Here is a 13,447-nt window from a genome sequence, read left to right on the forward strand (position 1 = left end):
TGCTGACCGCCGCGGCCGAGGCCAGGCAGGCCGCGGCGCCGTGCCCGAGCCCGTCGGCCAGCATCAGCGTGTACAGGTCCCCGGACCGCACCCACGCCCAGTCGTCGCCCGACTCCTCGGCCGCCGCGAACGGGATGTTCACCCCTCCCGCCCGCACGCCCGGCCCCGGCGAGACGCCGGCGGCGGGCGCGGCGCCGGCGATGCGGGCCACCGCCACCGTGCCCCGCCCCCGGACGCTGTGCAGCCCGAAGTCGTCGCTCAGCCGCCGGCAGGTGCCGAGGCCGGCGCCGAGCGACCCGGTGGTGCTGAAGCCGTCCCGCATCGCCCCCGCCACATCGGCCATCCCCGGCCCGTGGTCGATCGCGGTGATCTGCACCGACCGCGCGGCGGGCTCCCGGGGGACGGCGGCGTCGACGACCTCGATGACCACCTGGCCGCCGTGCGCGTGCTTGACCAGATTGGTGGCCAGCTCGGTCGCCACCAGCGACACGGCCGCGGTCCGCCGCTCGTCCAGGCCGGCCCCGGCCGCCGCGGCCTCCGCGGCGACCCGCACGTCCCGGACCCGTGTGGAGTCCTGGACGGGTACGTACCTCACCCGCGGCATCAGGACTCCTCACGCGGCCGCGGCGGACGCGTCACCCACGAGGTCACCCGCACCGTGGTGCCCGACCCCGGGCTGCTGACGACCTCGAAGTCGTGCACCAGCCGCCGCGCCCCGCCCAGACCCATGCCCAGTCCGTCGCCCGAGGTGTACCCGTCGCTGAGCGCGCGGTCCAGATCGGCGATGCCGGGGCCGGTGTCGCTGAACACCAGTCGCAGCCCCTCGGTGCCGCGGTCCGACACCCGGGCCGCCTCCATCTGACCGCCCCCGCCGTGCACCAGGGTGTTGCGCGCCAGCTCGCTGGCCGCGGTGACCAGCTTGGTCTGGTCGACCAGACCGAAGCCGATCAGGGCGGCCGCCTGCCGCACATGCTGGCGCACCCACACCAGATCCATGTCGGACCGGATGGGCAAGCAGGCCTCGACGCCCGCCGCAGTGTGCATCACGGACTCTCCTGGCGCCGGCCGCCGGAGCGGGGAGTGACGATCGGCCGGTCGAGCAGCTCCAGCGCGTCCTCCGTGGTGAGCGCGGTCCGCAGCCCCGGCAGGGTCAGACCGAGCTCCACCAGCGTGATGGCGACCGCCGGGCGCATCCCGGCCACCACGGTCCGCGCGGCCAGCAGTTCGGCCTGCGCCGCGATCTCGGCCAGCACCCGCCCGAGGAAGGAGTCGACGACCTCCACGCCGGAGATGTCGATGACCACCCCGGTGACCCTGCTGCGGGCGATGGTCTCGGAGAGGTCCTGCTGCAGCTGCTGCGCCGCACTGTCGTACAGATCGCCCTGGAGGGTGACCAGCAGGACGTCGCCGAGCCTCAGGACCGGGACATGTCCCGCCACTTGGCGGGGGAAGGATTCGTTCACCGCGGGTTCGCACCGCCCGGCGTCGCATCGACGATGTCGGTGCCGAGCTGGTGCAGACAGTAGGCGAGTGCGTCGGCGAGGCTGGCCCGGGTGAGCACCGAACCGAGGTCAAGACCCAGATGCACGATGGTCTGGGCGATCGCCGGACGGATGCCGGAGACCACGCACTCCGCGCCCATCAGCCGGGCCGCCGCCACCGTCTTCATCAGATGCTGGGCCACCAGCGAGTCCACGGTCGGCACGCCGGTGATGTCGAGGATCGCGAACCGGGCGTGCTGCTCGACCACGGAGTTCAGCAGGGTCTCCATCACCACCTGGCTGCGGGCGCTGTCGAGGGTGCCGATCAGCGGGACCGCCACGATGCCGTCCCACAGCTTGATCACCGGCGTGGCGACCTCGAGCAACTGCATCCGCTGACGGTCGATGAGGGCCTGGCCCTCGCTCAGCGCGGTCTGCATGGCCACCAGGCGCAGCGTGCCCAGCAGCCTGCTGAGGGTGATCGAGCAGGTCCGCACCTGCTCGGGCGGCGCCTGGACCAGGTCGGCCAGCAGCAGGTTCTCCACCGGCGGCCACAGCGCGGACAGCTCGCTGGAGACCTGGGTGACGGACAGCCCCGCGCGGGAGCGGGCGGTGCCCATCCGGGCCAGCTGTTCCCGCACCCCGCTGAAACCGGCCGCGTCCGGGTCCTCGACCCGACCCGCGTCGGCGACCTCGGCCAGCGCGTCGACGACCGCCTTGCCCGCTTCCACCGCCTCGTCCCGCGAGACGGTGAACACCGTCCGGAACAGCGGCTCGTCCGCCCAGCGCTGGGCGATCTGCTCCCTGCGGCGGCGCAGGAAGTCCGCCACCTCGGGCGTGGCTGTGTGCGGCGAACCGTCGGCTTCGTGCTCCGGCACCTGTTGTCTCCTCATGGTTGCTGCGTCGCGCCGGACCCGTTCCGGGTGACGGGACGACGACGTGATCTTGCCCGGTGCCCACTGGCGACGGGACACCGGCCCCGCCCGCGCACCCGGACGGAAGCCGGGCGGGCCCGGGCGGGCGTGCGCGGACAGTACGGCGCCGGCGGCGGGCGGCCTTGGCCGCGCAGCGCTCACCGGCCCGGGTCCGGCAGATTGCGGTTGTCGCCCCGTGTGCTCAGTCCTCGCCTTCCGTCGCGGGCTCCTGGGGCCGGTCGACCCGCTCCAGCGCCTCCTCGACGCTCTCCGACACCGGGACGGTGATGCTCACACCGGTGAGGTCCAATATCCGCCGCACCGCGGGGGTGGGGGAGATGATGTGGACGCTCCCCGGCAGCTCACGGACCTCCTGGTAGACGCGCAGGATGATGTTCATCCCGGACGAGTCCATGAAGGGCACCGCCGACAGGTCGAGCAGGAAATGCCGGCGGCCGTGGTGCAGCTGGTTCGCCAGGTGGTGCTGGAACTCGGTCGCGGTGTCGATGTCCAGGTATCCCTGCACCGTCAGCAGGGCGGTGTCGTCCCGTGGCAGCGTCACCTCGACGGACAGCGGGTTCTGGGCAATGGGCACGAGTACCTCCAACGAATACTGACGGCCAGGGCACGGGGGTGATCGAATTCGGCCGGGTCACCGCGCAGCCGCGCGTACCCCCTATTCCTCCTGTCATGCCTTCACGTCCGCCGGACCGGCCGCGGCGGATGCCGATCGGCGCAACTCTTTCGGTCCGCGCGCCGGTCCGCCGAAGCCGGCCGAATGCGCCCGCCGCGCGCGGGTAACTGCTGAGGTGGAGCCGGACGGGCCGCCCACAGTTCCCGCCGGCTCCGTCGTTCCCCTCACTCATCGGGGAGGCAAGGAGCAGCGTGCCCATCGACAGCATCTGGTCGTACGCGCCGGAACTGGGTCCCGCACTGCGGCAGGACCTCACGGGATACACCGTCGTCGCCGACGACGGCACCATCGGCCATGTGGACCGGCAGGCGGACCCGCACGGCCTGTGCCATCTCGTCGTCGACACCGGCGTCTGGGTGTTCGGCCGGAGCCTGCTGGTACCGGTGGGCGCCGTCACCGGCATCGACACCGGGGAACGGAAGGTGACGCTGGCCTGCACCAGAGCGGAGGTGAAGGCGGCACCCCGCTTCCAGACCGACAGCGAGACCCGGGACGCCGCGTATCTCACCCAGGTCGGCGCCTACTACCAGGGCCTGCCGCCGCACGGGACCGAGACCGGGTGAGGGAGGGCCGCAGCGGTGCCGCGCCGAGGAGATCCAGGGACACCGATGACATGCATCTGACCGACGGAACGGCTCTGCCGGGGGCCGGCGGCGGACCGCGCGCGGCGTGGGTCCCGGGCGCCGGGGTGACCACCGCGGCGGCCTCCCGGGCGCACGCCGAGACGACCGTGCGCGCGCACCGCACCTCCCAGGGGCGCACCCCGCACCCCGGGGACATGATCGACCTCTCGCTCGTCGTCTCCGAGCTGGTCACCAACGCCATCCGGCACGGTGGCGGGCTGGCCGGGTTCGACGTGATGACCACCGCCGACGGGGTACGGATCGCCGTGCACGACCACAGCGACGTCATCCCTCAGGCAGCCCTGGGCGGCGCCGACCTGCCGCCCATGCACCAGGGCAACGGCTACGGCTGGCCCCTGGTGACCAGGCTGACGAGCCGGATCGACGCCCGCAGGCGCCCCGCGGGCGGCAAGACCATCGCCGTACTGCTCCCCATGCGCGACGCACCCGCACCGGCCGACGGCTAGCATCGGCCCTCACCAGGGCAGGAACACGTGGATGTCCTTGCCGGTGTCGTTGCGGACGACACTGACCTGGTCGCCGAGGGTGTGGATCAGATGCCAGCCGATACCGCCTCCGCCACGGCTCGGATGGAAGGGCCGGGGTGCCGGCTCGACCGTGCTGGTGTCGTGCATCACCACATGCACCCCGTCGAACGTTCTCCGCAGCCGCAACTCGAACGGACCCGGCGCGTACTGCACCGCGTTGGCGGCCAGCTCGGTCACCACCAGCAGTATGTCGTCCCAGTGCTCCGGTGCGGCCGGCGCCGACACGCGGGCAAGATCGAAGAGAAACTCCTCCGCGACCAGCCGTGCGTCGGTCACGTCGTGCAGTTCCCCGGGGAAGCTGGCGACGCGGCTCGTGATCTCTTCGGCAGCCAGTGTCCTGTCCTCATGCGGCTCGGGTGCCATCTCGCCTTCCCGGCCCCGCGGTACGGCACGGGGCGATCGTCCTTTCGTCCCTTCCCCGTCTGTCTCCTAGCTCCGTGAGTTCCCGTGCTGGCGCAGCCTACGCGCCGGTACCCCGCGGGAGAACGGTGACGGACACGTCACACCCGTGCGCGCCGCCCGCCGGCTCCCGCGAATTCCCAGGCATGTGACGGGCGTTGACGGGAACCCGGTGCGGCACACGCCACCGGGCGAGCCGCACAGGGCGACCCCCGGTGATCCGAACACGCCGACAAGCCCGAAGGGCGCCCACCCGGATCGAGCGGGTGGGCGCCCCTCGGCGCATGCAGAGACCCCGTCAGCGGAACACGTTGTCCGGGTCGTCCCAGATCGACGACGGCTCCTCGGTGCCCGCTCTGCGCCGGGAACGCGACTGGTACATCGCGTCGATCTCCAGCGCGTAGCGCCGCACGATCTCGTCCCGGCGCAGCTTCATCGACGGCGTCAGCAGACCGTTGCTCACCTCGAACGGCTCGGGCAGCACCCGGAACACCCGGATCGACTCCGACCGCGACACGCTGCTGTTCGCCGCGGCGACCGCCCGGCCGATCTCCTCCCGCAGCGCGTTCTCCTCCCGCGCCTCACGGGTCGGCGCGTCCCCGGGCAGGGACAGCGCCGCCCGCCAGTGCGCCACGAACTCCGGGTCCAGGGTGATCAGCGCACCCACACACGGCCGGTTGTCGCCCACCACGACCGCCTGGTGCACCAGCGGATGCATCCGCAGCCGCTGCTCCAGCGCGGCCGGGGCCACGCTCTTGCCGCTGCTGGTGATGATGATGTCCTTCTTGCGGCCGGTGATGGTGAGATAGCCCTCCTCGTCCAGCCGTCCCAGGTCGCCCGTGGCCAGCCAGCCGTCGCGCAGCGCCGCCCGGGTCGCCGCCTCGTCACCGACATAGCCCTGGAACACCGCCGGACCGCGCACCAGGATCTCCCCGTCGTCGGCCAGCCGGATCTCCATGCCCGGCAGCACCTGACCCACGGTGCCCGACTTCTCCCGGCCGTACGGCTGCATGGTCAGCCCGCCGCTGGTCTCGGTCAGCCCGTAGCCGTCGTGCACATAGATGCCGATGCCCTCGTAGAAGAGGGACAGGTCACGGTTGAGCGGCGAGCCGCCCGAGGTGGCCCGGCGCACCCGGCCGCCCAGCGTGGCCCGCAGCCGGCGGTAGACGGTCCGCTCGTACAGGGCGTGCTGCAGGCGCAGGTCGAAGCCCGGCCCCGGGCCGCGGCCCAGACGCTGCCGCTCCAGTGCCTCGGCGAAGTCACGGGCGGTCTCGGCCGCCCGCTCGAACAGCGCGCCCCGGCCCGCCTGCTGAGAGGCCCGCAGAAAGTTCTTGTAGATCTTCTCCAGCAGCGACGGCACGGCGTACAGATAGGTCGGCCGGAACGAGCGCAGCGCCGCGGCGAGCGCCTCGGCGCTCATGTCGGGCTCGTGCCCCATCAGCAGTCCGCCGCGCACGCACAGACACTGGATCATCAGCCCGTACACGTGCGACAGCGGCAGGAACGCGAGCACGGCACCCTGCTCGCCCGGCGCCGCCACCGTGTGCTTCCAGCCCGCCAGCAGCGTGTCGCAGACCATCGCCAGCCCCCGGTGGCTCAGGGCGCAGCCCAGCGCCTGCCCGGAGGTGCCCGAGGTGTAGGCGACGACGGCGGTGGAGTCCGGCAGCACGATCCGGCGCATCGAGTCCACCGTCGCCAGCGGGACCTGCTCGCCCTGCGCCACCAGCTGCCCCAGCGCCCCCGCGTCGAGCTGCCAGACGTGCTGCAGCGACGGCAGCTGGGCGCACACCGAGCCGACGGTCATCACGCCCTGCTCGTCCTCGACCAGGACCGCCACGCAGCCGGAGTCCTTCAGGATCCACTCCACCTGCTCCCGCGAGGAGGTCGGGTAGATCGGGACGACCTCGGCACCGACCGTCCACAGCGCGTAGCACAGGACGGTCCACTCGTACCGGGTGCGGGCCATGACGGCGACCCGCGCGCCCGGCGATATCCCCGACGCGATCAGCCCCTTCGCCAGGTCGACGACCTCGTCGCGGAACTCCACCGCGGTCACCTCCTCCCAGGTCTGGGAGGAGGGGTCCGGCCGGCGGGCCAGCATGGGCAGGGTGGGGTTCGCCTCGGCCATGTCGAAGAGGCTGTCGGCGAGGCCGCCGGTCAGGGGCGGAGCGGACGGGGGAGCCAGAGCGAGGTCGCGCATGCACTGCTCCTGACGTGTACGGGGGGTGACGGGGCCGATGAGCAGAGTCATCGGCGGTGCCTGAATGTAGCCGAGCCGGAGCGATACGGCGCCGGTATCACCGGAAGTGTGGCCGCACTGTTGATCTCCGTGGTCCCGGGGACCCGGAGAGCATGAGCCACATCAATCCCGACCCCGAACCGGAACGCAGCACCGGCCTGGAACCGGGCGGCGGCGTCCCCCCGGGCGAGACCCCGCCCGCGGAGAGCAGCCTGCCCGAGGCGGGCCCCCAGGAGACCCACAATCCGACCAGGGGCTGGTCCAGGGGGCCCCTGATCGTGATCCTGCTCGTCGCCGCCCTGATCGCGGCCTTCTTCCTGGCCTACGCCCTCGTCCTGATCCTGTGAGACCGCCGCTTCGTACGGGGCGGTCCGGTCCCGGACGTCTCAGCGCTGGGTGTGCCGCACGCACTCGGTGACGACGTCCCGCAGACTGCCCGTGCGCTCCAGCAGTCCGCGCTGAACCTGGGCCCCGTTGCCCTCGCGCAGCAGCCGGGCGCAGCCCTCCCGGACCAGCTCCAGGTCGCCGTGGGCCCGAAGCGCCTCGGCGACATGCTCGACCAGATCCTCCAGCACCGCCTTGGCCGGCAGGGGCAGCATGGTCTCCGGGTGCAGCAGATCGCCCGTAAGACCCGCCCGCGCCGCCTGCCAGGCCGCCAGCCTGAGCAGGCTGACGCTGTGATCGGCCGGCTCCTGCCCCGCCCGCCACTCGCGGGCCGCCGTCTCCACCAGGCCCCGGGCGAGCGCGGCGATCAGCACCGCCGTCTCCGCGTGCAGGCACACGTCCGCCACCCGCAGCTCCACCGTGGGATACCGGTCGGACAGCCGCACGTCGAAGTAGATCATCGCCTTGTCCAGCACGGCGCCGGTCGCCACCATGTCCGCGACCCGGCGGTGATACCGCTCGGCCGAGCCGAAGATCTCCGTGGGGCCGGCCGAGGGCCAGCGCTGCCACACCCGGCTGCGGTAGCTGCTGTAACCGGAGTCCGTGCCCTGCCAGAACGGCGAGTTGGCGCTGAGCGCCGTCAGCGGTGCCAGCCAGGGCCGCAGCCGGTCCACCACGGCGACGCCCTCGTCGTCGGACTCGACCGAGACATGCACGTGACAGCCGAGGACCAGCTGCTCGCGGGTGGCGATGCCGTACTGCTCCTCCATCCACTGGTAGCGCCGGTTGACGCCGACGGCCGGGCTGACCGGCAGGGGGGAGGTGGCGAGCGCGGCGACCGTGCAGCCGAGGCCCTCGGCGTGCCCGGCGGCCTCCTCGCGGCAGCGGACGATCTCCGTGTGCAGGCTCTCCATCGACGACTGCGGATGGGTGGCGAACTCCAGCATCTGCTCGTGGAGTTCCTTCTCGAAGACCTGCTGGTCGGCATCCTCCCGGGTGGCGCGGGCCAGCACCGGAGCGGACAGTGCCCGCGGTTCACCCGTCTCCGGATCGACGAGGAGGAGCTCCTCCTCCACTCCCACGGTGCGCACCTGATGCCACCCTTCTGTGACCCGCCGCGACGCCGAGGGGTCCTCGGCCGTACGGCCCGGATGCCCCGCTCCCGGCGCGGAACACCTGGCGCCGGGAGCGGAGTGTCACAGAGCGACCGGCGTCAGCCACACGGTCGCCAGCGGCGGCAGCGTGATCCGCACACAGCCGTCCTCCGGTTTGACCGGGTCCGGGTTGACCACGTCGCTGCCGCCGTAGCGCGCCGCGTCGGTGTTGAGCACCTCCTGCCAGGCGATCACCTCGTCCCCGACGGCGAGCCGGTAGTCGTGCCGGACGACGGGGGAGAAGTTCGACACCGCGAGCAGCGGCCGGCCCTCCCCGTCGAACCGCAGGAAGGCGAAGACGTTGTCGTCGGCGGCGTCCACCGCGACCCAGCAGAAGCCCGACGGGTCGGTGTCGCGCTGCCACAGCGCCGGCGTCTCGCGGTAGTGGGTGTTGAGGTCGCGCACCAGGTCCTGCACCCCGCGGTGGTCACCCGCGGAGTGGTAGGTGCCGTCCAGCAGCCACCACTCGGGCCCGTGCTCCACGGACCACTCGGCGCCCTGCGCGAACTCCTGCCCCATGAACAGCAGTTGCTTGCCCGGGTGGGCCCACATGAAGCCCAGGTAGGCGCGTACGTTGGCGCGGCGCTGCCACCAGTCGCCCGGCATCTTCGACACCAGCGCCTGCTTGCCGTGCACCACCTCGTCGTGCGAGATCGGCAGCACGTAGTTCTCGCTGTAGGCGTACACCATCGAGAACGTCATCTCGTTGTGGTGGTACTTGCGGTGCACCGGCTCGTGGGAGACGTACTGCAGCGAGTCGTGCATCCAGCCCATGTTCCACTTGAAGCCGAAACCCAGACCGCCGGTGTCGGTGGGCCGGGTCACCCCGCCCCACGCGGTGGACTCCTCGGCGATCGTCATCACGCCGGGGCAGCGCCGGTACACCGTGGCGTTCATCTCCTGCAGGAACGCCATCGCCGCCAGGTCCTCCCGGCCGCCGTACACATTGGCCTCCCACTGGCCGTCCTCGCGCGAGTAGTCGAGGTACAGCATCGAGGCCACCGCGTCGACCCGCAGGCCGTCGATGTGGAACTCCTGGCACCAGTACACGGCGTTGGCCACCAGGAAGTTGCGCACCTCGATGCGGCCGAAGTCGAAGGTGTACGTGCCCCAGTCCGGGTGCTCCGCCCGCCGCGAGTCCCCGGGCTCGTACAGCGGATCCCCGTCGAAGCGGGCCAGCGCCCAGTCGTCCTTCGGGAAGTGCGCCGGCACCCAGTCCATGATCACACCGATGCCGGCCCGGTGGAGCGCGTCGATGAGGTACTTGAAGTCGTCGGGGGTGCCGAGCCGCGCGGTCGGCGCGTAGAAGCCGGTGACCTGGTAGCCCCAGGAGGGTGTGAAGGGGTGCTCGGCGAGCGGCATCAGCTCGACATGGGTGAAGCCGAGGTCCTTGACGTACGCGGGCAGCACCTCGGCCAGCTCACGGTAGGTCAGGCCCGGCCGCCAGGACGGCAGATGCACCTCGTACACCGACATCGGCGCCTGGTGCAGCGGTGTCGCTCCCCGGCGCTCCATCCACTCCTGGTCGCGCCACTCGTGGTGCGAGGCCGTCACGACGGAGGCGGTGTCCGGCGGCTCCTCCGCCCGGCGGGCCATCGGGTCGGCCTTGAGGAAGCGGTGCCCGTACCGTGAGTGGATCTCGAACTTGTAGCGGGTGCCCTCGCCGACGCCCGGCAGGAACAGCTCCCACACGCCGGACGAGCCCAGCGAGCGCATCGGGAAGGCGGTGCCGTCCCAGTAGGTGAAGTCCGCGGCGAGCCGCACCCCCTGCGCATTGGGCGCCCACACCGTGAAGCGGGTGCCGGTCACCCCCTGGTGGGTCATGATCCGGGCGCCGAGCGCCGTCCACAGCTCCTCGTGCCGGCCCTCGCTGATCAGATGCAGGTCGAACTCGCCGAGCGCGGGCAGGAACCGGTACGGGTCGTGCACCTGAACCGGCTCGTCGTCCCCGTAGGCCACCGCCAGGGTGTACTCGGGGATCGCCTCCAGCGGCAGCACGCGGGAGAACAGCCCGTCGCCCTCCGACACGAGCGGGAAGCGCTCGCCGCCGACGAGGACGCTCACCTCCCGCGCGAAGGGACGCAGCGCCCGGAAGGCGATCCCGCCGGGTACGGGATGCGCGCCGAGCAGCGCGTGCGGGTCGTGGTGGGCGCCCGCCAGCAGGCGCCCCCGGTCGGTGTCGTCCAGGGCGGGGGCGGGGGTGCCCCCGGCGACGGACGCGGACGGGGCGGGCCCGGCGGATCCGGGCAGGGGCGTGTCACGCAGGGCCACGGGTTCAGTCTCCTCTCACGGCGAGGCGCTCGATCGCCGCCATGGGTACGGGCAGCCAGTCGGGTCGGTGCCGGGCCTCGTACAGCACCTCGTACACGGCACGGTCGGTCTCGTACGCGCGCAGCAGACCGTGCTTCTTGCGGGGGTCCCACCCGGCCCGGGAGGCGTAGCCGGCGCAGTACGCCTCCCGGCAGCGGCACGCCCACTCGGGGCGCCAGGGGCGGCGCTGCCGGGCGGCGTAGTCGAAGGAGCGCAGCATCCCGGCGATGTCCCGCACGGGGGAGTGGGCGCTGCGCCGTTCGGACAGCGGCCGGGACGGCTCGCCCTCGAAGTCGATGACGAACCACTCCCGCCCCGCCCGCAGCACCTGCCCCAGATGAAGATCGCCGTGGATGCGCTGGGCGGGCGGTCCGGCGTCGCAGGCGGTGAGCGCGGCGAACGCGGTCCGCAGGCCCGGCACGAACGGCTGGAGCGCCGGCACGGCGTGCGCGGCGGCCGTCAGCCGCTCGGTCATGGCCGTGGCGGTGCGGCGCATCTCGCCGGGCTCGCCCACCGGGAACGCGGAGGCCAGCGCCAGATGCACATCGGCCGTGGCCCGACCCAGGGCGTGCGCCTGCACGGTGAAGTCGTCACCGGCGGCCAGGGCGCCGAGGGCGAGGGTCCAGCCGTCGGAGGCGTCGCGCAGATACGGCTGGAGCACGCCGAGCGTCGCCTTGAACGGGTCCGTGGTGCGGAACCACGCCACCGGCGCGGGCACCCGGTGGCAGCCCTGCCGGGCCAGCGCGCCGGGCACCTCCAGGTCCGGGTTGACGCCGGGCTGGATGCGCCGGAACACCTTCAGGATGTACTCGTCGCCGTACACCAGCGAGGAGTTGGACTGCTCGGCGTCCAGCAGGCGGGGCACAAGACCGGAGGGCAGCTGCCCGGCGTCGCACTCGAAGCGCAGCGGGCCCGCCGTGCCGGGGTGGCGCAGCCGCTCCAGCAGCAGCTGGGCCGACCGCGGGTCGTAGAGGGCGTCGTAGACCGTCCGTCCGGCCAGCGGGCCGTCCTGCACCCTGCCGATCAGGGCCCGGCCGAGGCGCGGCGAGGGACGCTCGCGCACCCCGAGCAGCAGCTGGTAGCAGTCACCGGCCGGGGGGTTGCCCCCGGGAGCGGGGACGCCTCCATGACCGGCGTGGACCAGCACGTGCAGACAGTCCGGGAACAGCTCCGTCATCGACAGCAGACTCAGGTCGGTGACGGGCCGGTCCTTGCCGGCGAACCAGCGCTGCCGCGGCAGCCACTCGCGCAGCAGCCCGGCGAGCGACTCCAGCGGCTCGACGGGCGCGCTTCTCGGGCGCAGGAACGCGGTCTCGGTCATGGTGACGCCTCCTCTCGCCGGCACACGCTCACAGTCGTCGGCCGATGCGGGATGCGACTCGGGTGAGCCGGAACCAGTAGAAGCCGTGGCCCCCGAGGGTCAGCAGATACGGCAGTTCCCCGATGGCCGGGAAGCGGACACCGCCGAACAGCTCGACCGGGTGGCGTCCCTCGAACTCGCGCAGGTCGAGTTCGGTCGGCTGGGAGAAGCGGGAGAAGTTGTTCACGCAGAGCACCAGGTCGTCCTCGTACTCGCGCAGGAAGGCCAGCACCGCCGGGTTGGACGAGGGCAGCTCGGTGTAGGTGCCGAGTCCGAAGGCCGCGTTCTGCTTGCGGATCTCGATCATCCGGCGGGTCCAGTGCAGCAGTGAGGACGGCGAGGCCATGGACGCCTCGACGTTGGTGACCTGGTAGCCGTAGACCGGGTCCATGATGGCGGGGAGGAAGAGCCGTCCGGGGTCGCAGGTGGAGAAGCCGGCGTTGCGGTCGGGGGTCCACTGCATGGGGGTGCGGACGGCGTCGCGGTCGCCGAGCCAGATGTTGTCGCCCATGCCGATCTCGTCGCCGTAGTACATGACGGGGGAGCCGGGCAGGGAGAGCAGCAGGGCGGTGAACAGCTCGATCTGGTTGCGGTCGTTGTCGAGGAGCGGGGCGAGGCGGCGGCGGATGCCGATGTTGGCGCGCATGCGGGGGTCCTTGGCGTACTCCGCCCACATGTAGTCGCGTTCCTCGTCGGTGACCATCTCCAGGGTCAGCTCGTCGTGGTTGCGCAGGAAGATGCCCCACTGGCAGCCGGACGGGATGGGCGGGGTCTTGGCGAGGATCTCGGAGACGGGGTAGCGCGATTCCCGGCGCACCGCCATGAAGATGCGCGGCATGACGGGGAAGTGGAAGGCCATGTGGCACTCGTCGCCGCCCACCCGGTAGTCGCCGAAGTAGTCGACGACGTCCTCGGGCCACTGGTTGGCCTCGGCCAGCAGCACGGTGTCCGGGTACTGGGCGTCGATCTCGCGCCGGACGCGCTTGAGGAACTCGTGGGTGGCGGGCAGGTTCTCGCAGTTGGTGCCCTCGGCCGCGTAGAGGTAGGGCACCGCGTCAAGGCGGAAGCCGTCGATCCCAAGATCCAGCCAGAAGCGCAGGGCGGCCAGGATCTCCTCCTGCACGCGCGGGTTCTCGTAGTTGAGGTCCGGCTGGTGCGAGAAGAAGCGGTGGAAGTAGTACTGCTTGCGCACCGGGTCGTAGGTCCAGTTGGACACCTCGGTGTCGACGAAGATGATGCGCGCGTCCGGGTAGCCCTTGTCGTCGTCGGCCCACACATAGAAGTCGCCGTAGGGCCCGTCGGGATCGCGGCGCGACTCCTGGAACCACGGGTGCTGGTCGC

Annotated in this window: 14 protein-coding genes; 3 read left to right on the forward strand and 11 right to left on the reverse strand. The window is 72.0% G+C overall.

Features of this window, described 5'->3' with window-relative positions; all coding sequences use genetic code 11:
• The 5 genes from ABD207_RS30875 to ABD207_RS30895 all read right to left on the reverse strand — a co-directional run.
• A partial coding sequence (locus ABD207_RS30875; protein ID WP_344016600.1) for an anti-sigma regulatory factor occupies positions 1-604 on the reverse strand: 604 nt, incomplete at its 3' end.
• Positions 604-1,044: an anti-sigma regulatory factor gene (locus tag ABD207_RS30880; protein ID WP_344016601.1), complete on the reverse strand. Its 441-nt coding sequence runs from the start codon at positions 1,042-1,044 to the stop codon at positions 604-606. The genes ABD207_RS30880 and ABD207_RS30875, both read right to left, overlap by 1 nt.
• Positions 1,044-1,463, reverse strand: a complete 420-nt coding sequence (locus ABD207_RS30885; RefSeq protein WP_344016602.1) for an STAS domain-containing protein — start codon at positions 1,461-1,463, stop codon at positions 1,044-1,046. The genes ABD207_RS30880 and ABD207_RS30885 overlap by 1 nt, the downstream gene beginning before the upstream one ends.
• Complete coding sequence (locus ABD207_RS30890; protein ID WP_344016603.1) at positions 1,460-2,359, reverse strand: STAS domain-containing protein; 900 nt, start codon at positions 2,357-2,359, stop codon at positions 1,460-1,462. The genes ABD207_RS30885 and ABD207_RS30890 overlap by 4 nt, the downstream gene beginning before the upstream one ends.
• Before the next feature lie 238 nt (positions 2,360-2,597).
• On the reverse strand, positions 2,598-2,990 hold the full coding sequence (locus ABD207_RS30895) for an STAS domain-containing protein (protein ID WP_344016605.1): 393 nt from the start codon (positions 2,988-2,990) through the stop codon (positions 2,598-2,600).
• A gap of 290 nt (positions 2,991-3,280) precedes the next feature.
• Here ABD207_RS30895 and ABD207_RS30900 point away from each other — a divergent pair, with 290 nt between their 5' ends.
• Complete coding sequence (locus ABD207_RS30900) at positions 3,281-3,652, forward strand: PRC-barrel domain containing protein (RefSeq protein ID WP_344016606.1); 372 nt, start codon at positions 3,281-3,283, stop codon at positions 3,650-3,652.
• A gap of 50 nt (positions 3,653-3,702) precedes the next feature.
• Positions 3,703-4,179, forward strand: a complete 477-nt coding sequence (locus ABD207_RS30905; protein ID WP_344016607.1) for an ATP-binding protein — start codon at positions 3,703-3,705, stop codon at positions 4,177-4,179.
• A gap of 9 nt (positions 4,180-4,188) precedes the next feature.
• On the opposite strand, the gene ABD207_RS30910 is transcribed toward ABD207_RS30905, so the two are convergent.
• Both ABD207_RS30910 and ABD207_RS30915 read right to left on the reverse strand, forming a co-directional pair.
• The gene (locus ABD207_RS30910) at positions 4,189-4,623 is read right to left on the reverse strand and encodes an ATP-binding protein (RefSeq protein WP_344016608.1); all 435 of its coding nucleotides are present in this window, start codon (positions 4,621-4,623) and stop codon (positions 4,189-4,191) included.
• Positions 4,624-4,957: 334 nt separating this feature from the next.
• Entirely contained in the window at positions 4,958-6,859 is a 1,902-nt protein-coding gene (locus ABD207_RS30915; RefSeq protein ID WP_344016610.1) for an AMP-dependent synthetase/ligase, read from the reverse strand.
• Positions 6,860-7,011: 152 nt separating this feature from the next.
• On the opposite strand from ABD207_RS30915, the gene ABD207_RS30920 reads away from it, so the two are divergent.
• Positions 7,012-7,245: a DUF6480 family protein gene (locus ABD207_RS30920; RefSeq protein WP_344016612.1), complete on the forward strand. Its 234-nt coding sequence runs from the start codon at positions 7,012-7,014 to the stop codon at positions 7,243-7,245.
• A gap of 39 nt (positions 7,246-7,284) precedes the next feature.
• Here ABD207_RS30920 and ABD207_RS30925 read toward each other — a convergent pair whose 3' ends face one another.
• The 4 genes from ABD207_RS30925 to treS all read right to left on the reverse strand — a co-directional run.
• The gene (locus tag ABD207_RS30925) at positions 7,285-8,373 is read right to left on the reverse strand and encodes a glutamate--cysteine ligase 2 (protein ID WP_344016613.1); all 1,089 of its coding nucleotides are present in this window, start codon (positions 8,371-8,373) and stop codon (positions 7,285-7,287) included.
• A 105-nt stretch (positions 8,374-8,478) separates the two neighbouring features.
• Entirely contained in the window at positions 8,479-10,707 is a 2,229-nt protein-coding gene (glgB, locus tag ABD207_RS30930) for a 1,4-alpha-glucan branching enzyme (protein ID WP_344016614.1), read from the reverse strand.
• A gap of 4 nt (positions 10,708-10,711) precedes the next feature.
• Positions 10,712-12,067, reverse strand: coding sequence for a maltokinase N-terminal cap-like domain-containing protein (locus ABD207_RS30935; protein WP_344016615.1), 1,356 nt, complete (start codon positions 12,065-12,067; stop codon positions 10,712-10,714).
• Between the two features lie 28 nt (positions 12,068-12,095).
• Positions 12,096-13,447 (reverse strand): maltose alpha-D-glucosyltransferase (treS, locus tag ABD207_RS30940; protein WP_344016617.1); only part of this gene is annotated, 1,352 nt, incomplete at its 5' end.

The organism is Streptomyces thermospinosisporus (assembly GCF_039526425.1).
In the GTDB taxonomy this organism is placed as follows: Bacteria; Actinomycetota; Actinomycetes; order Streptomycetales; family Streptomycetaceae; genus Streptomyces; species Streptomyces thermocarboxydovorans.